The organism is Spirosoma gilvum, from assembly GCF_054776815.1.
This window is the reverse complement of sequence record NZ_BAAHBH010000013.1, coordinates 133,952-154,065: the sequence shown is the minus strand read 5'-3', so window position 1 is coordinate 154,065 and position 20,114 is coordinate 133,952. Positions and strand designations below refer to the sequence as shown.

Annotated in this window: 18 protein-coding genes and 1 pseudogene; 12 read left to right on the top strand and 7 right to left on the bottom strand. The window is 46.0% G+C overall.

Annotated elements, in window-relative coordinates; genetic code table 11:
* The first annotated feature begins 337 nt into the window (after positions 1–337).
* On the top strand, positions 338–988 hold the full coding sequence (locus ACYVFD_RS29110) for an START domain-containing protein (RefSeq protein WP_461094038.1): 651 nt from the start codon (positions 338–340) through the stop codon (positions 986–988).
* A 46-nt stretch (positions 989–1,034) separates the two neighbouring features.
* On the opposite strand, the gene ACYVFD_RS29105 is transcribed toward ACYVFD_RS29110, so the two are convergent.
* A complete protein-coding gene (locus ACYVFD_RS29105) occupies positions 1,035–2,771 on the bottom strand; it encodes a porin family protein (RefSeq protein WP_461094037.1) in 1,737 nt (578 codons plus the stop codon).
* Positions 2,761–3,366 carry an RNA polymerase sigma factor gene (locus tag ACYVFD_RS29100; RefSeq protein ID WP_461094036.1) on the bottom strand — a complete coding sequence of 202 codons (606 nt, stop codon included), beginning with the start codon at positions 3,364–3,366 and terminating at the stop codon, positions 2,761–2,763. The genes ACYVFD_RS29105 and ACYVFD_RS29100 overlap by 11 nt, the downstream gene beginning before the upstream one ends.
* A gap of 175 nt (positions 3,367–3,541) precedes the next feature.
* On the opposite strand from ACYVFD_RS29100, the gene ACYVFD_RS29095 reads away from it, so the two are divergent.
* The 6 genes from ACYVFD_RS29095 (at position 3,542) to ACYVFD_RS29070 (ending at position 8,401) form a co-directional block, all read left to right on the top strand.
* Complete coding sequence (locus tag ACYVFD_RS29095) at positions 3,542–4,393, top strand: hypothetical protein (RefSeq protein ID WP_461094035.1); 852 nt, start codon at positions 3,542–3,544, stop codon at positions 4,391–4,393.
* A 147-nt stretch (positions 4,394–4,540) separates the two neighbouring features.
* Positions 4,541–4,990, top strand: a complete 450-nt coding sequence (locus ACYVFD_RS29090; RefSeq protein WP_461094034.1) for a hypothetical protein — start codon at positions 4,541–4,543, stop codon at positions 4,988–4,990.
* Positions 4,991–5,031: 41 nt separating this feature from the next.
* Complete coding sequence (locus ACYVFD_RS29085) at positions 5,032–5,841, top strand: LytR/AlgR family response regulator transcription factor (protein ID WP_461094033.1); 810 nt, start codon at positions 5,032–5,034, stop codon at positions 5,839–5,841.
* 49 nt (positions 5,842–5,890) lie between these two features.
* Positions 5,891–6,496, top strand: a complete 606-nt coding sequence (locus ACYVFD_RS29080) for a PepSY-like domain-containing protein (RefSeq protein ID WP_461094032.1) — start codon at positions 5,891–5,893, stop codon at positions 6,494–6,496.
* 165 nt (positions 6,497–6,661) lie between these two features.
* The gene (locus ACYVFD_RS29075; RefSeq protein ID WP_461094031.1) at positions 6,662–6,961 is read left to right on the top strand and encodes an acyl carrier protein; all 300 of its coding nucleotides are present in this window, start codon (positions 6,662–6,664) and stop codon (positions 6,959–6,961) included.
* 444 nt (positions 6,962–7,405) lie between these two features.
* Entirely contained in the window at positions 7,406–8,401 is a 996-nt protein-coding gene (locus ACYVFD_RS29070; RefSeq protein ID WP_461094030.1) for a metallophosphoesterase, read from the top strand.
* A gap of 18 nt (positions 8,402–8,419) precedes the next feature.
* Here ACYVFD_RS29070 and ACYVFD_RS29065 read toward each other — a convergent pair whose 3' ends face one another.
* Both ACYVFD_RS29065 and ACYVFD_RS29060 read right to left on the bottom strand, forming a co-directional pair.
* Positions 8,420–9,202 (bottom strand): ABC transporter permease, encoded by a 783-nt coding sequence (locus tag ACYVFD_RS29065; protein ID WP_461094029.1) that lies wholly within the window; start codon positions 9,200–9,202, stop codon positions 8,420–8,422.
* Positions 9,199–10,110, bottom strand: coding sequence for an ABC transporter ATP-binding protein (locus ACYVFD_RS29060; protein WP_461094028.1), 912 nt, complete (start codon positions 10,108–10,110; stop codon positions 9,199–9,201). Before ACYVFD_RS29060 ends, ACYVFD_RS29065 begins: the two co-directional genes overlap by 4 nt.
* 204 nt (positions 10,111–10,314) lie before the next feature.
* Here ACYVFD_RS29060 and ACYVFD_RS29055 point away from each other — a divergent pair, with 204 nt between their 5' ends.
* Positions 10,315–11,349: a sensor histidine kinase gene (locus ACYVFD_RS29055; protein ID WP_461094027.1), complete on the top strand. Its 1,035-nt coding sequence runs from the start codon at positions 10,315–10,317 to the stop codon at positions 11,347–11,349.
* 12 nt (positions 11,350–11,361) lie between these two features.
* Positions 11,362–12,072 carry a LytR/AlgR family response regulator transcription factor gene (locus ACYVFD_RS29050; protein ID WP_461094026.1) on the top strand — a complete coding sequence of 237 codons (711 nt, stop codon included), beginning with the start codon at positions 11,362–11,364 and terminating at the stop codon, positions 12,070–12,072.
* Between the two features lie 32 nt (positions 12,073–12,104).
* Here ACYVFD_RS29050 and ACYVFD_RS29045 read toward each other — a convergent pair whose 3' ends face one another.
* A complete protein-coding gene (locus ACYVFD_RS29045) occupies positions 12,105–13,526 on the bottom strand; it encodes a S8 family peptidase (protein WP_461094025.1) in 1,422 nt (473 codons plus the stop codon).
* A gap of 199 nt (positions 13,527–13,725) precedes the next feature.
* Here ACYVFD_RS29045 and ACYVFD_RS29040 point away from each other — a divergent pair, with 199 nt between their 5' ends.
* Both ACYVFD_RS29040 and ACYVFD_RS29035 read left to right on the top strand, forming a co-directional pair.
* The gene (locus ACYVFD_RS29040) at positions 13,726–14,853 is read left to right on the top strand and encodes a sensor histidine kinase (protein ID WP_461094024.1); all 1,128 of its coding nucleotides are present in this window, start codon (positions 13,726–13,728) and stop codon (positions 14,851–14,853) included.
* The gene (locus ACYVFD_RS29035; protein ID WP_461094023.1) at positions 14,822–15,526 is read left to right on the top strand and encodes a LytR/AlgR family response regulator transcription factor; all 705 of its coding nucleotides are present in this window, start codon (positions 14,822–14,824) and stop codon (positions 15,524–15,526) included. The genes ACYVFD_RS29040 and ACYVFD_RS29035 overlap by 32 nt, the downstream gene beginning before the upstream one ends.
* A 6-nt stretch (positions 15,527–15,532) precedes the next feature.
* Here ACYVFD_RS29035 and ACYVFD_RS29030 read toward each other — a convergent pair whose 3' ends face one another.
* Entirely contained in the window at positions 15,533–16,240 is a 708-nt protein-coding gene (locus tag ACYVFD_RS29030; RefSeq protein WP_461094022.1) for a LytR/AlgR family response regulator transcription factor, read from the bottom strand.
* Positions 16,241–16,244: 4 nt separating this feature from the next.
* Positions 16,245–17,282: a sensor histidine kinase gene (locus ACYVFD_RS29025; RefSeq protein WP_461094021.1), complete on the bottom strand. Its 1,038-nt coding sequence runs from the start codon at positions 17,280–17,282 to the stop codon at positions 16,245–16,247.
* Positions 17,283–17,493: 211 nt separating this feature from the next.
* Here ACYVFD_RS29025 and ACYVFD_RS29020 point away from each other — a divergent pair.
* Positions 17,494–19,933, top strand: a pseudogene (locus ACYVFD_RS29020) (TonB-dependent receptor).
* Positions 19,934–20,114: the final 181 nt, after the last annotated feature.

The following is a 20,114-nucleotide window of genomic DNA, read 5'->3' as shown; positions in this document are numbered from 1 at the left end:
CGTACTTATTAGTGGGGGTGTTGGGGAGGCCAATACTGCCCTTTGAAAGGTAGCTAAGCCATTCTTACTTGCATGATCCTAAAGGATGAATAGTTACGGGAATCGTTGAGCACACGAAAAGCAGAAAGCCTAATGGAAAACGAAATAGCCCAGTCAGACGACGATAAAATGAACCAGAAGTATCTACCCTTTCTCATCTTTGCCGTCCGTGCGCTATTAGCCTGGGTTTTATTTCGGTATGGTTAAGCCAAGTATGATCAACGTATTTTTCTGGATTTGGCAACCCGTTTTCGTCTACAATTCCGGGCATCAAAGACTGACCTAACCATCATTGAGTATGAATCCAACCGTATGGCTGATCGTCGCCTTCCTGGGATTAAGTCGGTTTGGCTACGCACAGCCAGTTGATGATTGGCATCTTGAAAAAAGCAAGGAGGGAATTCGGGTATACTCAAGGCACTTGATTGGTTCTCGCCTAAAGGAATTGCGTGTACAATGCACCTTTCAGGGTACATTATCTGCCTTGGTAGCCATGCTCTCCGATATTGATTACTACCCCACGTTAATGTACAAGACGAAAGCGACTAAACTCCTGCGTCGGGTCAGTGAGACGGAGCTGTATTACTATATTGAAACGGAATTACCCTGGCCCGTTGACAATCGGGATATGAACGTGCATTTGACATTTTCCCAGGATCCGGCCACGCACACATTGCAGATTCGAATTGCGAAAGCAGCCGACGAGATACCTTCCCAACCCCACATTGTCCGCGTTGCCGAGTGGTCGGCTAGCTGGGAGGTTCATCCAGAACCCAACCAGCAATTACAAATCAATTATCAATGTCAGGTTGATCCAGGCGGGAACTTGCCCACCTGGCTGATCAACTTAACAGCAACAAATGGCCCCTTCGAATCCTTTAAACTACTACGAAAAACGATACTGGAGGCCCGCTATCAAGTCCGTAAATTTAGCTTCTTGACTGACTAAGCTATCTAACCAATTTGGCTGACAAGGGAAATATTTACCACTCACCTCACTTGCCCAGTCGATAAAAAATCTGAAGATTTGCGCCCCAGGAAAGGTCGTCTCGTTTGTAATCAACCGAGCGAAGTTGTGGGCTAATAAATGGTCCCGCCCGAAATTGCCACTTTCGCCAGGATCGTTCCAGGGTAGTACTCAGCATGAGATTCTTAAAAGCATGAACGTGCTCATTACTCCGCGCTAATTCGTGCTCCGACGACCGGCTGTTTTCCCGGTAATCGAAACTAACGACACTACGTCCCCATAGATTCAGGTCCGTGCCGAGTCCTAATCGTAGTCCCCATTGTCGTCCAAATGGATAGTGATACGCTACCTGGATAGGAATCTGAGCAAGGAAAGTCATCTGCTGTATATCCTGAATAGTAGATGAGGAGGGTACCTGTGACGCATACGTTTCTCGGAAATCCTCTTTCTGATGCTCATTAAAGTCTTGTTCGTCCCGGTAGTTAAACCCCTGACTATAGCCTAGTTGTACCCCAGCCTGAACGCTCCAATGACGATTGAGCATAATTTCGCCCAGCAAAGCTCCCCCGGCCTGGTCACTGCCCCCGGTAAGCCCTGTCCCTATCCGGTATTGCGCATTTGGCACCGATAAACTAGGCATCGTCAAATGCCAGCTTCGGCGAGTAGCACGCACAGGTACTACATGCACAGGAATCGATAGCGGGCGACTAGGCAAAATAATTTTCCAACCAGTTGATGTCGTGTTCGTTTGTAAACTGGCTAACGGTTCGGCAATGATCGTTTGGCGATTAGCTTCGGCCATTGATTCGCCTGAATTAGCATTCTCTTTATTGGTAAGCGTGAAATCAGTTGGTAGTTGTCCAGAAATTGCCCCTTGATTCTGTTTACGAGAATAATTTGTTGCTAATTCTCCATGTCCATCATTATTAGAAGGAGTTTGCTCTTTGCCAAAGGCCGTTTGCATTCTAATCTTAGAACGACGGCTATTTACTCGCGCAACAGGCGACAGAGTACTATTTGGGGAATTGCCTTCCACGCCTTCAGTTCCTGCAGGCATAGATTTCAGTAGCGTTTCCGATCTTGTGGATTGGCCTACTTTTTCCGTCGTTGAACGCTCTACCGAAGCAGGCGACAACGAGGCTACTGACTCATCCGATTCCGTTCGTACCTGACCAGATCGCTCACCTCCTTCACTTTGCTGTTTACGTCTTGTCGATGGATTAGCCGTAATTGGTTCATCAGTCCTTGATTCCAAAGGAGAAGATGCTTCCTCTACTTGATTAGAAGTAACTTCTTGGTCTGGCTTAGATAATTTCGTACGCCCCATCGCTAATGAACCAGTAGGCTGGCTTTTGGTCGATGGATTTCCCACTACCTCCTCCAAAGGCTTTGGACTATCGGTTTGGATTGAGGCATTTGGGAATGATGTTGTCTCCGTAGTCTTGCCAGATCGGGTAATGTATACCGTATCATGGCGAATTACACTGCTGGACGAAGCCTGCTCCACTGAGCGATGGGATAGCGAATCAATTGATGACTGTAAATGCGTGTTTCGATAGTTTTGAATTACGTTATACGATAATGAACCGATTAGCAACAGACTCCCCCCTCCATATAGCAATAGTTTGCCCCAACCCAAACCCGGCAGCGCAGGCTTGTTCGCCTTAACGAAACCTTGTATGCGTTCGACGTCACCGGGATCAACCTCGGCGGGCAGGCCCAGCAATTTGCGCCGGAATTCCTCGTCAAATCGTTCAGTTTTCATTGAATCGGTTTTTGGGCCAGGTATATTGTTGATACAAGGCAGGGCAGTATAGTTTTACCATATGTTGCAATTTACGACGGGCATCGCGCAGATTCGACTTGGACGTTCCTTCCTGAATACCAAGCAGATCAGCAATTTCACGGTGAGAGTAGCCTTCTACCACAAACAGGGTGAAAACCATACGGTAGGCCGGTGGCAACTGTTGCACCAACGCCAGAATCTCTTCCGCCGAAATAGCCGCAATAACATCGTCGTTCCAATCAATGACGTCTAATTCATCCAAACTAAGCTGGTTAGCCCACTTCTGTTGCTTCCGGTAATAATCAACCGCTGTATTGACCAGGATGGTTCGTAGCCAGGCTGTAAAAGGCTGCGTTGGATCATACCGGTCTAAATGGGTGAATACCTTCAGAAACCCTTCGTTAATTATTTCCTCTGTTTCGTGTGGATTGGCCGTATAGCGCTGACAGATTCGTTTGGCAAAGCTTAAAAACTGGCTAATCAGGACACGCTGTGCCCGGTTATCACCAGCCAGACAGGCCGTTAGCACACTGGCCAGATCATCCTCTGAAAAGCGAGTTTTCTTTTTAAACAACAAGAGTTGCGCAGATTACTGTGAGACCAACCATCTAGTAGTACGATAGCGGGGAGACTAAGGTGGGGTGTGAATCTGAAGTTTTTCTGAAGTTTTTTTACGGAGCGACCCCACCCGCTTGCCGATCGCTCCGTAATCGTCAATGAAGAGTATCCAATCTTTCTTACTAATTTTTATGAACGCAACTCACCGACTTAGTGGACTTGCCTTGTGCGTGGGCTTGTTGAGTACGCCATTTGTGTATGGACAGGATAACATTATCCTGAAGAACGGCTCCGAAATTCAAGCTAAAGTGCTGGAAGTATTACCCGGCCAGATTAAATATCGCCGTCAGGATAATCCCGACGGGCCGGTTTACACGACAGGTACTTCGGATGTTTTACTGATCAAATACGCTAACGGCACCAAGGACGTACTAAATCCGGCCGCCACCCGACCTTCGCGCATGGCTCCTACTACTTTAGCGCCTACTGGGTCTGGAATTAACAATGCAGCAGGTACACCAGCAATCAATCGATTGGGTTATCATACCGGTCTTTTCAGCCGCTATTTTACCAATGGAGCCGGAGAACGGGTTGGCAATTCGGTCGTACGCACCTTACTGGTTGATCATCCCGATGCCATGCATGCCTACCAGCGTGGGCAGTCCCTGCGCCGTTGGACGTATGCGACAGCCGGTACTGGACTCGCCCTTATTGGCACTGGAGCTGTTGTTGCAGCCGTCGGTGACGGGGGTGGTGGCCAAAATGACAGCAATCGTCGGGACGGGACAACTACGAATTCAACGACTAATACCGACGGCAAAAACGGTTTCGACCGTCGAGGTGATCATGGTTCGGCAGAAGTTGGGATAGCTTTGGCCGGAGGGGGTGTATTACTGGGCGTTGCCGCCATCATCCTCGATCATCGAGCTACGGTGCAGTTTCGACGAGCCGCTGACCGCTACAATTCGACACAACCAACCACCAGCCTCCGATTCGGACCGAGTCAGCGCGGATTGGGCGTCGGTATGGTCTATACATTCTAATTCTAATTCCAATTCTACCATCCTCGCCGGATATTCCTCATTCCGGCGGGGTTTTCATGAATCTCCTCTTGTCTATGCGTGAAATCTCTACCCGTTTTTTTCTAATCTATTCTCCAATCAAATTTTCATTTAACGGTTGATTTACGCATGAAAAACGCATGGTATGTACTGCTGCTTAGCCTGACAATCGTAGCCTGTTCGAAATCGAATGAACCCACGCCCGATGCGGGCAGTCAGGTTGCAGGCACCTATACAATGAGCTATATTGAATCTGACTCGGCGGGTGTCATTTTATATAAATACACGCTTCCGGCCTCCAATACGGCGGGTACCCAAACCTTATCAGGGGTATTGACGGCCCGACGTGACTCGGCAAACGCCGTCTTTCTGACCCAAACGATCAAATTAACGGGTCAAACGGATCAAACAGGCGTCATTGGCGAGATCAGTCTGCGATCAAATGGCGCGGGTTACGATATGTACCTGAATAATCAAAAAATCGGGACGGCTGATGGCAAAACAATCAGTATTGACGATCAACAGACGGACGCGACAACGGGGGTTAAGTACCGGGACGTGATCACAGCGGCTAAATAGTTTCAATATCCAACCTACGTGACTAGTTCATCTCTTAGCCCATGTTACAAGCAATTGCTATCGATTCGGACCCCGCTTCGCTAGAGCGACTGAATTCGTTTTGTCAGCAACTGGACACCTTGGTCCTTATCCAAACGTTTACTGAAACGTCCCAGGCTCGTCTTTATTTACGTCACCAACCCGTTGATTTGGTTTTGATGGATATTCAACTGCCTACTGAATCAGGTGTTGCGTTCTGGCAATCCATTCGAAAACAACGAAAAGGCCATGCCGAGCTTGGGATACAGTCACTGCCGATGGTCATATTTACGACATCAACTCGCGAATACGCCCTGGTTAGCTATGAGCTGGAGGCTATTGACTATCTACTAAAACCGCTCGAGTTTAATCGGTTTAATCAGGCTATTCAAAGGGCCTCCACTTATCGAAACGGGCAACGAGTGTCCTCTCCCCTACCGGCCTACCTGGCTGTACGGGTTGATGCAGGCTTAGTTCGAATCAAACTCACCGATATAGCGTGGGTTGAATCGGTAAGCAACTACTTGAAAATTTACCTATCAGATCAGCGGTTCCTGCTCGTGCGTATGACCATGAAGGCGATCCTTCAGGAACTACCTGCCCATGACTTTGTTCGCGTCCATCGCTCCTACATCGTCCCCATTCACAGGGTACAGGCGGTGCACAATAAGCTCATTCGAATTGGCGAAAAACAAATCCCACTCAGTAACCACTACGACGAAGAATTTGTGTCGATTTTACGAACGTATCAGCCTTCGTCCCAGTTTTTGGCCCTTTCGTCACATAGACAATCGCCATTGCAACAGACTTACGGGATCGTCCGTACTAGCTAGAAAAGAAGGTTATCTCCAACTCTAGTAAAACAAACACAACTAATAGTCTATGAAACATTTGCTTTTGGCCCTTACGACAGCCTTACTACTAACAGGTATCATTGCAGCCTGCACACAAACTAATGTAGACCCGACATCATCCAGTCTAGCCAACGCCCGCATTGCCTCGGTCACTAGCTCCTCGGCCCTAAGCGGAACCTGCGTGAAAGGGAGTAGTGAAACCGTTGTCAGTGCGTCAAGTCTACCAGCCGCCGTGCTGACTTACCTGAGCACAACCTATCCAGGTTATACGTTGGTACAGGCTGAACAGGGGACAAATCTCAACGGTGGAGCGACATATTATGAAGTCAAGTTTACTTACAACGGAGCAACGAAAGAACTACACTTTGACATGACGGGTGCCGTCGTGGCTGAGAGTGGTCACGGAAAGGGTAAAGATAAAGGCGGTTCAGGCGGTAACTCGGAAGTAGTCATTACCGCTGATAAGTTACCAGCGGCAGCACTTACCTATTTGAGTACGAACTTTTCAGGTTATACACTTGTGCAGGCTGAACAAGGTACGAATAGTAGTGGAGCGACGTACTATGAAGTAAAGTTCACATACAACGGTAAAACCAAAGAGATTCACTTTGATGCCAATGGCGCTTTGCTCTAGCGGGCAGTTTTTTCATACGTTCGGTTTTGTTTAGGAATTAGGTATCGCTAGAAACGCCAGGTCGCTTGATCTGGCGTTTTTTTAAATAGATGCCTTACTAGCTTGGAAACGAGGTAGTGCTAAGTCCATACATCCACGTGTCTTTTGTTTACTAACCATTCGCTTATGACTACGTTCACCCATCTTTGCAGATACATAAACCAGCAGTTTACCTTACCCGTTGCCGGAATCAAATCGGCTCACCGCTTGCAAAAAGATTTAGGACTGAACGAAATTGAAGTAACGGAAGTGGTCGTTTTCCTGGAATTATTGTTCGGGTTGACCTTTCCTGATGAAGCGCTTACCACGTCTCTTTCAGTGGGACAATTGTGTAAACTCATTGAGCAACATCCAGAAAAAGAACAAGGCGACTCGGCCTTTCTGATTTATCGAAATCCCCGGCAGGTATTCTCCAGAGCTAGTTAATAGGGTATTCGCGCCTACTAAAATCCAGTTCTATGGCTTTCCTAAGAAGATGGTTTTCAGTCTATCGGTTCTTCAGCAGTATCTGTTAACAAAGCATGGCATTCTCCCAGAACGTGTAGGTTGGCAAACGCAATTTGTGCAGGATTTAGGACTGAATTCAATAGATATACAGTGCCTGTTGGAGGAAATAGTGCAGGTCATGAACGGAAGGATTTTCGTGGATACGGAGCATCATCTAACCGATGTTTTGGATCTGGCTATCTATATATTGCTTCGCTCGACCGAGGAATTTCCCCAATTACCTGATTTCGATTTAAGCCTTGTCGCTTGCCTGTCTAAACTCCCAAATCCGACAACTTCAGATTGTTTTAAGTTTTCCCCATTTGCTTGCCATACAGGAACGAGTAGAGACTGCTTTTCAACTAAAAAATCGGATGGCGCAGTATGAAACGTAAAAGTATATCCCAGATTGTTAGCCTGCTTTTGTTTGTGGGCGTAACCAGCAGTTTAGGCATCCATGCCTGTCAGCCGGTTATCTCAGTGCCAAGAGTAAACGGCAACTCAAAAACTTTACTCATCAAAGAACTCCCTAATTCATTGACGTTTTTTGCCATGGGCGACTGGGGCGTATATGGACAATTACACCAGCAACTGGTAGCCAATCAGATGGAAACTTATGCCGCTGAGATGAACCCTACTTTCCTCGTTTTGGCCGGTGATAATTTTTACCCGGCAGGTGTCAGCAGTGATACCGATCTTCAGTGGAAGGTGTCCTTCGAGAACGTCTACACTGGATCACACCTACCAACCTCATTCTATGTAGCGCTCGGTAATCACGATTATCAGGAGAGTGTCCTGGCGCAGATTAACTACGGCCGTCAGCATTCCCGTTGGGTCATGCCTTCCCGCTATTATACGCAGCGGATAGCCATCAACAAGCAGAGTGCGCTACGACTAATCGTCATCGATACTAATCCATTTATTCAGGAATATCGGAATAATACGACCACGTTTCCTGATATTTTACAGGATACAGGAAAGCAGGTACGGTGGATTGATAGCGTATTGGCGAACAGTTCAGAGCCATGGAAAATTGTCGTCGGTCACCATCCTTTGTATTCCGTGGGGGGCGATCATGGCAACCAACCCGAATTACTACAACAACTTGGACCGCTTTTACAGAAATACGGCGTTCAATTGTATTTGTGTGGCCACTCTCACACGCTCCAGCATTTGCCGCCAGTAGGTCAGACAGACTTTATTATATCTGGGGGAGGTGGAGCTCCTTTAGGACCGATCCCCGATTCAACAAAGGCCCAGTTTGCTCGGTCGAGTGGTGGCTTTTCCGTCTTTTCACTGAATACAGACAGTTTAAGCATGGGCTTTATCGATACCAATGGAAAACTACTTTACCGTTGGCAACGAGGCAGAACTCGGTAAACTCAACCTCTCGTAGCGTCAATCAATATCCTGGCGATACGTTGCCAGAAATCCGCTAATTGCCACCACTGCAAACGTGAGTAACCCGGCCCACACGTAGTCGTTGGTCCAATTTGTTGCATTTGCCTGATCGCGGACGGCGAGATACACCCAGAGGTAAGGCGATATGTAACTGTGTTCCCAGGATTTGATAACAACCCCAATCACGCTGACGAACACGCCAAAAGCGGCAGGAATGATAAAATTGCGGAATCGGAAACTTAGATAAAACTGGATGGCTGTCATCCCAAGTCCAATTAGAAACGTTTTCCCAACGTTTCGTACTAAAAACCAACTGTCCGTCGAGGGGTCGATGCCTAATTCCGGTTTCATCCAGTAGAGCAGCCAACCTGCCAACTCCGTGCAAAGGATCAGGCCCAAGGTGCTGAGCAGGAATAAGCCGACAAAAAAGAAAAGCTTACTGAAGTAAATGCTCCATTTGGGTACGGGTAAACTGTAAATATGTTTCCAGGCGTTGGCCTGATGTTCCAGCGCCGTGACTAAGGCCGACTGCAAACTGATATACATTGGCAGCATCAGCATCGTCCACATCACCAGCATATGGAAATTAAAATGTTGCCACGGCGTATGTGATTGTTTTACCCGGAGAATATCATCCCCATTCACCGCATAGGCCGTTATATCCAGCCCTGCCGTCAGCAGAGGCACCGCCAGCGCAAGCCAAAAAACCAGCGTATGTCGGGCTTTACGCTGTTCTACCTCTATCCCACGAATAAAATAGCCAAATGAAGCGTCTATCATTGTTTTGCATTGGTTAAGGTTAAAAATAAATCTTCCAGGGTATTCTGCTGGGTCTGTAGACCATACACGTCAACGCCTTGTCCGACCAAAAGTTGATTGATTCGGGCTAGTTGACCAGGCTCGTCAACCGATAATTCCACTCGTCTGGAGGCTGTTTGCTGTGCCGTATAAGCTGCGCCCGCTAGCAAGGCAACCGCTCGCTCGGGTTCAGTAGTTTGGATGACGACGTGGGCTGGCTGCACCTGTTGAAGCTGTTCTGTCGTTCCCTGAAACAGCAGGCGCCCCTGGTGAATAATCGCTAAATGCGTCACTATTTTTTCGATTTCACTCAACAGATGTGACGAGACAAAAATGGTTTTACCCAATTCCTTATTCAGCCGAAGAATCAGGTCTCGGATATCGCGAATGCCAGCAGGATCGAGCCCATTAGTCGGCTCATCCAAAATCAGCAGTTCCGGTTCATGTAGCAACGTCATTGCCAGACTTAACCGCTGCTTCATACCCAGTGAGTATTCCCGTACGGCCCGATGCGCGTCGCTCGTCAGTTGTACAACCTCTAGCACCTCATCAATACGGGTTGATGAGATCTGAAGCAGTCGTCGGGTTAAGTCCAGATTGGCATAGGCCGACAGATGCGGGTACAGGGAAGGCAATTCAATTAGTGCTCCAACCCGCCGGAGAATGGATAGCCGGTACGTGTGGATAGACTCACTAAATACAGAAATGTTGTTTTCTGGAGAGCGAATCAGCCCGAGCAGGAGTCGGATTGTCGTGGTTTTTCCTGAGCCATTCGGGCCCAGAAATCCGAAAATACTGGCTGCAGGTACGTTTAGCGATACACCCCGAAGCACGGGGCGCGTCCCAAAGGAATAGTTTAGTTGATCGGTTTGAATAATGGCTGTCGACATGATTCCGTTGTTTTCGGTTCAAAGCAACCAGTTCACATTCAAACGAAAAAAGGAAATGGGCCGATAGGCTAAACGCATCGACCAATTCTTAACCTGCCCAGCTCAAAAAATTCGTCGGTAAAAAAAGCCTGTTAAGCGATAAAAAGTAACGTTCCGGGATAAACGTATCCACTCCTGAGTGAGAATTACTAAACTCGTATTCAAATGGCTACTGTTTTTCCAAACGATCGTTTCAAAGGGCTACTACACTATGGTTTGCCCATGCTACACGGCCTGGGTTGGCTGCTCTACGTCGGTATGGTTCTCTACGTTGTCATTCCACGGGTGAGCTGGCCATTTTTTATCGCTTATCATGGCTGTTATCTGGTATGCCAGGCCGTGGCATTTTATATAACTTATCTCTATACCGTCCCCCGATTACTAGCCCGACAAAAATTCATTTCCTTTTGGCTCACTACCCTACTGCTGCTGATTAGCTTGTCAGTACTGTCGATCATTTTTTATAACTGGATGAGTCACCAGGCCCCTGTCAGCGAATTTCGGGTCAATCCCCTCGCCTTCCAGAAGCGAACACCAGCCCGTCTTTTAGGCTTAGTGATCGTGACGGGCTTAGCCCTGTTCAGCCGATTAGGGATTGATTGGGTCATCTATCGGCAGCAACAAATAGAGCAGGAAAAAGATCATCTCCAGATTGAACTGGCTTTTCTGAAGGCCCAACTGAATCCCCATTTCCTGCTCAATACCCTCAACAGCTTATATGCCCTTTCGCTGAAACAGTCGCCCCAAACGCCCGAAGTGATCATGAATCTATCGCAGTTGATGCGGTATCTGCTCTACGAAACCGGCGATGAACAAATTCCCTTAGCGAAAGAACTGGAAGCGATTCAGCATTACATCGATTTACAGGAACTACGTTTATCAGCTCCAAAGGCTGTTTCGATAACGATGAGTGGGCCAGTGGCAACAACTCAGATTGCACCATTTCTACTGCTGCCCCTAGTCGAAAATATGTTTAAGCATGGGCGACTGCCGATGGCGATTGAGTTGATTGTCAGCGATCGTCAGTTGCATTTTCAGACCCGGAACGGCTTGCGCGACCAGTCCATTTCTGATTCGGTAGGCGGCATTGGTTTGCGTAATTTGCGCCGACGGCTTGATCTTTTATATCCGTCCCAGCACGAGTTAGTTTGTGCCTCGGAAAATGGTTTTTTTCTCGTATCGTTGAGGTTAAACTGGTAATCTTAGAAACGTATGATCCGCTGCATTGCTGTCGATGATGAAGCGTTAGCGCTGGAAGTCATGGAGAATTATGTTGAAAAAATACCGGATCTACAGTTGGTACGTACCTGCCAAAGTGCCTTGAGTGCGCTCCAACTGCTGGCGCAGACTCCTATCGATCTGATGTTTTTAGACATTAACATGCCAGACCTAACGGGTCTACAACTCCTGCGAACCCTGAAAGAACCACCCGCCGTGATTCTGACAACGGCCTATCCGCAATACGCCCTGGAAGGTTTCGAACTGGATGTTGTTGATTACTTAGTAAAACCGATTCCATTTGATCGATTCGTAAAAGCCGTTCAGAAAGTAAAAAACCGCTTGCAACATAGTGAAGCTTTAGCCGATAAAACCGTCGAAACAGCTACAGTAGATGAACCAGAATACATCTTTATCAAAACGGAATACAAAACCGTACGAATTGATGTGAAGGAAATCATCTATCTGGAAGGGATGAAAGACTACGTACGGATTCACACTAGCCAAACTCGTCTGATGACGTTGTTGTCCTTAAGTCGACTACTGGAAAAATTACCTGCCCGCCAGTTCGTTCGGGTGCATCGCTCCTACATTGTTGCGGTTAGTCGAATCGATAGCATCGAACGTAACCGAATCCGCATTGGTCAGACACTGCTTCCTATTGGCGAGTTATATCGGGATGAACTGATGAAACGAATTGGTTGAGAGACTCCGCTCAACATAGTTCTTTTGGCAATTTACTTTTTAGTTTTTTCTATAGCGAAAGCCATCTTAACCGCATTAAAGGCATTTACAATCCCTCCGGTTACGGATAATTCATGAAAGGCTACTTTCATTTTTGACCCAGGTTTATTTACGACTAAAGCAGGTTTACTGGTTGACCTCAGTAAAATGTCTTTGATCTGAGTAGCCGTTAGCGAAGGGAAATAAGACCAGAGTAAAGCGGCCACTCCGCTTACAAAAGGAGTCGCCATACTCGTTCCTGACTTTTCGCCGTATTGATTGCCCGGTAGTGTCGATACGATATCACTTCCCGGCGCAAATAAATCGACCGTAAGTGCCCCATAATTTGAATAGTACGCTACTAGACGTTCATCGTAAAATGGCTTCGTCCAACCAACAGTAATAAAATTGCCAGCCTTCTGACCATTCTTGTACTGGGCAATCGGATAATGATTGGTCGTGTCATTATCACTTCCGTCATTACCTGCCGCATGAAAAATCAGCACACCATTCGTTTCGGCATCCTGAATAGCCTCATCTACCACTTGCTTGAAGGGTGAAAATGGTTTTGAGAAACTTAGGTTAATCACTTTAGCCCCATTTCGAACGGCATACCGAATCGCATTCGCGACGTCCTTATCCCGCTCATCGCCTAAGGCAGTGGTCGCCAGGATGGGCATAATCAAGACGTTATCGGATATTCCCTTCATGCCAATCTGGTTTGTTCGCAGAGCCGCAATAATGCCCGCAACATGGGTACCATGCGTCAAATTAGGGGTTAAATTAAACAAGGGACTTCCATAATTATGCTGGGTTAGATTATCTGGATCATCCCCTATTCGCAGACTTGAGTTATATCGAAGATTATACGTGAAGGCCAAATTTGCCGTATCTGTAGTCTGTTTTGTTGCGGCTAAATAGGCGGCTTTCGCTTGCTGATACATACGCCATTCTCGTTTCTGATCACCCCGTAATTGAGTGGAATCCACCTGGTCATATATGGTTTTCCAGAGGGCATAAACATGCGTGATTTCGGCCTGTTCATGCTCTACCGTAGACCCATTCTTGGCACCTCTAAAGTTCCATCCGTGGACATCATCGACATACCCGTTCCGGTCATCATCAATCCCATTAGCCGGAATTTCAGCCGTATTCGTCCAGATCACCTGTTTCAGGTCTTCATGGGTGATATCTACACCATTGTCGATCACAGCAACGATAACGGGCTTTGACTTCCTACCAGCCAAAAGCCGATACGCTTTATCAAGACTAATCCCCGGAATCGAATCATCGGCCAGATCGCGGAAGTACCAGTCACTTGGATATTTACGGATTGATCGGCTGCTTGTGGGGAAGGTGGTCTGCGCTTGTACTATTTCAACTCCGGTTCCTATTAGTAGGACCAGGCAAAACCCATAAAAAATTGATGGCTTCATCGTTTTGATCGTTTATCAAAACTCATCCTTCCACTGGCTCAAAAAAAAAGCTGCCTATATAAACTCGATTCTACCAGCCCAACGGGTCAAACCACCTGACAAAGCCAGCTAAAGGGATGGTTTGCAGGATTCAGGGGGTGTTTTTGCCTGTTGGTCGACTTTAGCCCGTGAATACACCTAAAAGCAGTAAACTTGCTATATGATGATAGTAGATAAGCTGCTTCAATTTCATAAAACGCATCGAATTGCCAGTCACATTCTTTTCTGGCTGAGTGTGTTACTCGTTGCTACGCTTACCGATAGCTATCAATCCCATGAGCGTTGGATTCCGCTCACAACGTTTTCATATTATAGCTTAACGCTCATCACGCAAATACCCACAGCGTATTTCCTGGCGTATTTCATCATTCCCCAGCTTTATACAACGAGGAAGCCGGTATGGGTAGCCGTTTATTTTCTCCTTGGCCTCTATAGCATCTGCGTGCTTTCCCGAATAATTTACATCTATGTACGGGAACCCATGGTGGGTATTCCAGCCAACAGTACGGAGACACTTGGCGAGATTTTAACGAACCTGTCCAAGCTATTTTATATCTACTTTTTTCAAAACCTCTCTATAGCCGTCGTTTTTCTGTTTCTGCATCTACTGATTAGTCAGTTTACTACGCAGAAGCGAACACTGCTGTTAGAAAAGCAAAAAACACAAGCCGAGTTAAAGCTGCTGAAAGCGCAGTTAAACCCACATTTTCTGTTTAATACGCTCAATAATATCTACACACTATCCCTGCTAAATTCTCCAGCAACCTCCGATTCAATTGCCCGTTTGGCAGACATATTGGACTATATTCTTTATCGATGTACGAGCCAATACGTGCCTCTTAGCAGCGAGATTACGTTAGTAAAGAATTATATTGAGTTGGAAAAATTGAGATACGATGAGCGACTCCAAGTGACGTTCACAACTTCGGTAGATCAATCCATAGATATAGCTCCCCTAGTTCTATTAACCATTGTCGAAAATGCGTTTAAGCACGGTGCCAGCAATGATCTGGGAAACCCGGTAATTACGCTTGATTTACATGTGGCTACTGGTTTGCTCCTTTTTAGCGCGGTTAATTCTGTGGCACCAAACCAGGTTACTAGTTCGGATCAAGAAAGAGCAAAAATTGGTTTGGCTAACTTAAACCAACAATTAGAGCTACTCTACGGAAACGCTTATCAGTTGCGCATCAAGCAAACCAATACGATGTTTGGGGTTACTTTACAGATCGATCAACACACGCACACGCTTAGCCATGAAAAAGATACGGTGTCTGCTAGTCGATGACGAGCCCCTTGCGTTAACGCTGCTCCAAAAACACGTAAGCCAACTGGATTTAATGGAAGTGGTGGGGACCTGTTCCAATGCCGTTATGGCACTTGATCTCTTAAACCGGAAAACAATTGATCTGATGTTTCTGGATATTCGGTTACCAGCCATCAGTGGCGTTGATTTTCTGAAGACCTTGCGTCATCCTCCTAAAACGATACTGACGACTGCTTACCGCGAATATGCCCTGGAAGGCTATGAGTTAGACATTATTGACTATTTACTAAAGCCCATAACGTTCGATCGATTCCTTAAAGCCATCGAACGTTATTTTAGGTCAACCAGTCAACTTACTACGCCATCACCGGAAGAAGAAGTACCTTATATTTTTATAAAATCAGCTCATAAATACCTGAAAATAAACACTTTCGATATCCTCTATATCGAAAGTTTAAAGGATTACATTAAAATTCAGACGAGGGAAAAAGAGATTATCGCTAAATACAAAATCAGTGATCTGGAAAACGACCTAACAGCAAAAGGTTTCCTACGAATTCACCGCTCATTTATCGTGAATCTAAAAAATATCACTGCCTTTACCGCCACCGATATTGAAGTTGATACCCTTGAACTTCCTATTGGCGAAAGCTACAAAGCGTATTTATTTAAGCTACTTAATAAGTTACCGTAAGCAGCATCAATATAAACCCAACTTGTTTATAAAGGCATCCCGATACGTCTCGGCAATGGGGATTTCTTTGTTTTGAATGTACACCCGGTTACCGTCAATGTGATGGATCATCGATTTATTGATCAGGAAGGATCGATGCACTCGGATAAACAATTCATCAGGTAATAGGGTGATTAATGGGGTGAAGGCCATTTTGGGTAAAAAGGTGGAGTTGACCGTCACTACTTTCGTGTAGTTGCCCTGCGCTTCGAGGTATAGACAGTCCTCATAAGCTATCCGGTAAATCTTGCCGTCTGCCTTGATAAAAAAATACGTTTGCTGAGTTTTCGAATTGGATTCGTCAATCGGCTTTGGACTTGCCTGTAGCTTTTCTTTTGCTCTGTCTACTGCCATAATAAACCGCTCCAGTGAAAAGGGCTTGAGTAAATAATCACAGGCAGCTAGCTCAAACGCCGTTACAGCATATTCTTCATAAGCCGTTGTGAAAATTAACTGAGGTGGATTTTTTAACGTATTGACAAAGCTGATGCCGGTTAATACGGGCATGTGAATGTCCAGAAAAATCAGGTCTATTGATTGGTTAGCTAAAATCGTTTTTGCTTCCAGCGCCTGACCGCATTCGGCCACGATGTGCAGCTCCGGTAGGTGGCTACAATAGTTTCGGATGATCGTTCGAGCAACCGGCTCATCATCGACGATCAGACAATTGATCATGGCGTTACGATTTTATTTTTACCCGAAGCTCAACGGTATAGACATTATTGGCGGCCTCCTGCTTCAACTCATAATCCGTTCCATACACTAGGTCCAGCCGCCTAAGCGTATTGGCTAGTCCTACCCCTGATTCTTCGTTCAGCAATTGATCACTTTGGTTTTCAGATTGATACGAATTACCTACGGCAAAGCAGATAAAATTATCGGATATTTTTAAGGAGATCGTTATGTGAATTTGCGGCACCAGCGTGTTCTTGGCGTGTTTAAACGCATTTTCCACAAAAACAATCAATACCAGCGGAGCAATCTTAATCGTTGGCACAATCGCTGATTCGATATTCGTTTGCAAGACGAGCCGATCACTAATTCGAATTTGCTCAAAGTCAATGTAGTTTTGAATATAGTCCAACTCTTCTGTAAGCGGTACAAATGGCTTCTTTGCGCTGTACACCGAGTACCGCAAGAGGTTCGATAGCTTCAGTAGTAAAGCCGGAACCCGCTCATGTTCCTCAATCGAAATGCCGTACAGATTATTCAATACGTTGAACAAAAAATGTGGACTTAACTGGGCTTGTAATACGTTGAATTCACTTTGCTTTTGTTCGGCTTTGATCTGAGCCTCCTGTACTTCCTTTTGAACCGTCGCCCGGATCAGTTTCAGTAACATGCCCATAATGAGGCCGATCAGAAAAAAGGGCATGATGGCAACTCCTAATTCCCAGAGTTCCGCGAATGGATGATGAAAAACGTACCGAACCGCTAGCCATTTAAGGACAAGTATCCCCAAACTGGATAGCAGGGCGTAACCGATGAATTGAGCTAACTGCTCGTTCAGATACCATCGGCCAAACAGCCAGCGCCCTGTATAGATGCAGAGTAGGAAAAATAAACAATCGATCCCCGTCGACCAGAGATTCTCGAACCGATACCCTTGCCAATGCATCAGATACCCCCCCATTCCCAAACCGGCCAGAACGGAGGTCGAGAAAATCAGGTGAACGGTTAGCTTGTTTCCGCTAAGGATCTGCTGAACAGTTTTCATGGGTCAAAGATCGACGAATCTGATTCCCTGCAAAGTTCGGGTGACCATTGCAACTACCTAGGGGACGGAATACCAGTAATCGGTGATGAAATGGCTTATCCACCGAAAAGACCATTCCACACCCCCTTCCCCCCTATCTGTACCCTAAAATTGAGAGTCTTCGAAAGAGAATAGACGTTTGGACAGAATTTTTCACGAATACGTCTGTCTTATGAAACGAGATTCTTTTGTATTGCTAGTGCTGATGGCGATACTCCCATTACTCAGTAAAGCCCAGATAAACAATGGAAAAATTAGTGGTTTAATCCGTGATGCTCAAAATAAAGCCCTTCCTGGAGCTACTCTTATCTTACAGGAAAAAGGGGATACTACTATCAAAAAAGCCAGTCTTGCCGATACCGATGGCGCTTTTGATTTTAAGAATCTGCCTCAGGGGGATTATGTGTTGATCTGCTCGTATGTTGGCTTTCATCCTTACAAAAGTGGTCTTATTTCGATTAGTGAAACCCAGTCTGTCCTACGGCTACCTGTCATTGTCTTGTGGTCTTCCACCCCAAAGACGTTAAACGAAGTTGTTGTTACAGCTAAAAAGCCGTTGATCGAACAAGAAATAGATCGAACCATTGTCAACGTTGATGCGATGCTTTCCGCTGCGGGCAGTCATGCGCTGGATGTATTGTCCAAAAGTCCCGGTGTGATAGTAGGATCAAATGATGACATTAGTTTAAATGGAAAACGGAATGTGCTGGTCCTCATTGATAATAAGCCTACCTATATGTCGGCGCAGGACCTAGCCTCGTACTTACGATCCTTGCCGGGGGCTATACTGGATAAAGTCGAATTGATAAGTAATCCCCCAGCCCGGTACGATGCCGCTGGGAGAGCGATTATTAATATTGTCCTGAAAAAGAATCGAGCAGCTGGTTTTAATGGTAGTGTCAATCTAGGCTATAATCAGGGTGTATACGGTCGGCAAAATCACTCCATACTGTTAAATTACCGAACCAAACGATTTAATCTATTTACTAATAACAGCTATAATCTAGATCGAAATTTTAGCGACGAGACCTATACCCGCTACTTTTCCACCGATAGAGGTTTATTACAATCTACCATCCAGCAGTCTAGCCAATTCAGCAATGTATCCAATGGATGGAACGGTCGGATTGGTATGGATTATTTTGTATCGCCAAAAACCACCCTTGGCATCCAGATTACAGGCTCTATACGACCAAGAAGAGACCGACTTGATTATACCAGTAGTCAATATTCTAGTTTGCTACAACCAGACTCAGTAACCAGAGGTTATACCGATGGGCAGTACCAATTTACCAATTCCGGGATCAATATGAACCTGTCCCATAAATTCCATAGTACGGGGAAACAACTGACGGCGGATTTGGATGTTCTTCAATATAAAGCTAATACGGCCCAGCAATCACCAATCTACACCTATTTGCCTTCCGGGTTGTTAGTCAACTTGCAGCACCAGGCCTTTGTCATTCCTTCCACAGTTCGAATTATTGCTGGCAAACTTGATTATACGCACCCGTTAGCTGGTAAAGCTGAATTTAGCGCAGGCTTTAAAACAAGCGTTGTAGCGACTGATACTGAGTCAGACTGGTTCAACCAAGCTGGGGATGGTCTGAGGCAGGATTATAGAAAAAGTAATCATTTTCAATACACCGAAAACATTAATGCAGCCTACATAAACCTGAAAAAATACTGGTCGCGCTGGGCTATTCAAACGGGTTTGCGTCTGGAGAACACGCAAGCGAAGGGTCATCAACTGACCAATCCATTTACCGTGGATTCCACTTTTCACCGAAACTATTCCATCGCTGTATTTATCCTATAAACTTGACAAGGCCGGTGATAACACGCTCGTACTGAGTTATAGTAAACGAATTCGGAGGCCTGGCTACCAGCAACTTAACCCATTTCTATTTTATCGGGACCGCTATTCCTATTCCGGAGGCAATCCGAATTTAATTCCTGGCCAGGCCCAATCCATTGAACTCCGCTATTCCTACAAGCAGTATCTGGGGCTTACCTTCTCTTATAGTTGGAATAAAGATGGTATCGAGCCAGTTACGAAAGTTGTTGGTGACCAGCTGATTACCCGCTTTCAAAACTTTTCCCAAGGGCGATTCATGGGTATAATCCCAAATGTATCGGTGTCGCCCACCCGTTGGTGGTCGCTTAACCTCAGTGCTGTTTTGTTGTCGATCCGAAACCAGGGGCAAGCCGATGGCGTCTCGATTGACCAACCTTCGAACCTTCATGAAATAGAAACCGTCAATCAGTTTAAATTGGGCAAAACCTGGAATGCTGAACTGACTGGCTTTTTTCCCGGTAGTCAATTCTTTGCCCAATCCAAAAATAGTTCGATTTATAACATTAGTGTGGGTATACAGAAAACGATGCTTCAGGGACAGGCAATGATACGGTTAAACGTCAATGACATCTTCTATACGATGGTGGTGCATGGCCAAACCGTCGCCCTGAATCAGGTTTCAGCGTTCTACACCCGACAAAGTGATACGCGTCGAGTGGGAATCTCCTTCCTATACCGCTTTGGCAAAGAGGCTAACGCCCGAAGACGAAATACAGTAGGCAGTGCAGAAGATGAGAAGATGCGAACGAATTAAGATTTCCTATGAACCAAGCTTCGATCATCAAACGCTTATCTTTTAAACCACTCTTTGACCGTTTTTGGTCGTATGGCAAGGTACTGTAAATAATCCCAAATAGCCCGTTGACACTAATGCCAATGATCCAGCTTGCCCGTCGATCATGCGCATGGGTAGCAAACACCTCTATAAAAAGGGT

Coding starts and splice junctions, on each gene's coding strand:
- ACYVFD_RS29110 (WP_461094038.1), top strand. CDS start 338: ATGAATCCAACCGTATGGCTGATCGTCGCCTTCCTGGGATTAAGTCGG.
- ACYVFD_RS29105 (WP_461094037.1), bottom strand. CDS start 2,771: ATGAAAACTGAACGATTTGACGAGGAATTCCGGCGCAAATTGCTGGGC.
- ACYVFD_RS29095 (WP_461094035.1), top strand. CDS start 3,542: ATGAACGCAACTCACCGACTTAGTGGACTTGCCTTGTGCGTGGGCTTG.
- ACYVFD_RS29090 (WP_461094034.1), top strand. CDS start 4,541: ATGAAAAACGCATGGTATGTACTGCTGCTTAGCCTGACAATCGTAGCC.
- ACYVFD_RS29085 (WP_461094033.1), top strand. CDS start 5,032: ATGTTACAAGCAATTGCTATCGATTCGGACCCCGCTTCGCTAGAGCGA.
- ACYVFD_RS29080 (WP_461094032.1), top strand. CDS start 5,891: ATGAAACATTTGCTTTTGGCCCTTACGACAGCCTTACTACTAACAGGT.
- ACYVFD_RS29075 (WP_461094031.1), top strand. CDS start 6,662: ATGACTACGTTCACCCATCTTTGCAGATACATAAACCAGCAGTTTACC.
- ACYVFD_RS29070 (WP_461094030.1), top strand. CDS start 7,406: ATGAAACGTAAAAGTATATCCCAGATTGTTAGCCTGCTTTTGTTTGTG.
- ACYVFD_RS29065 (WP_461094029.1), bottom strand. CDS start 9,202: ATGATAGACGCTTCATTTGGCTATTTTATTCGTGGGATAGAGGTAGAA.
- ACYVFD_RS29060 (WP_461094028.1), bottom strand. CDS start 10,110: ATGTCGACAGCCATTATTCAAACCGATCAACTAAACTATTCCTTTGGG.
- ACYVFD_RS29055 (WP_461094027.1), top strand. CDS start 10,315: ATGGCTACTGTTTTTCCAAACGATCGTTTCAAAGGGCTACTACACTAT.
- ACYVFD_RS29050 (WP_461094026.1), top strand. CDS start 11,362: ATGATCCGCTGCATTGCTGTCGATGATGAAGCGTTAGCGCTGGAAGTC.
- ACYVFD_RS29045 (WP_461094025.1), bottom strand. CDS start 13,526: ATGAAGCCATCAATTTTTTATGGGTTTTGCCTGGTCCTACTAATAGGA.
- ACYVFD_RS29040 (WP_461094024.1), top strand. CDS start 13,726: ATGATGATAGTAGATAAGCTGCTTCAATTTCATAAAACGCATCGAATT.
- ACYVFD_RS29035 (WP_461094023.1), top strand. CDS start 14,822: ATGAAAAAGATACGGTGTCTGCTAGTCGATGACGAGCCCCTTGCGTTA.
- ACYVFD_RS29030 (WP_461094022.1), bottom strand. CDS start 16,240: ATGATCAATTGTCTGATCGTCGATGATGAGCCGGTTGCTCGAACGATC.
- ACYVFD_RS29025 (WP_461094021.1), bottom strand. CDS start 17,282: ATGAAAACTGTTCAGCAGATCCTTAGCGGAAACAAGCTAACCGTTCAC.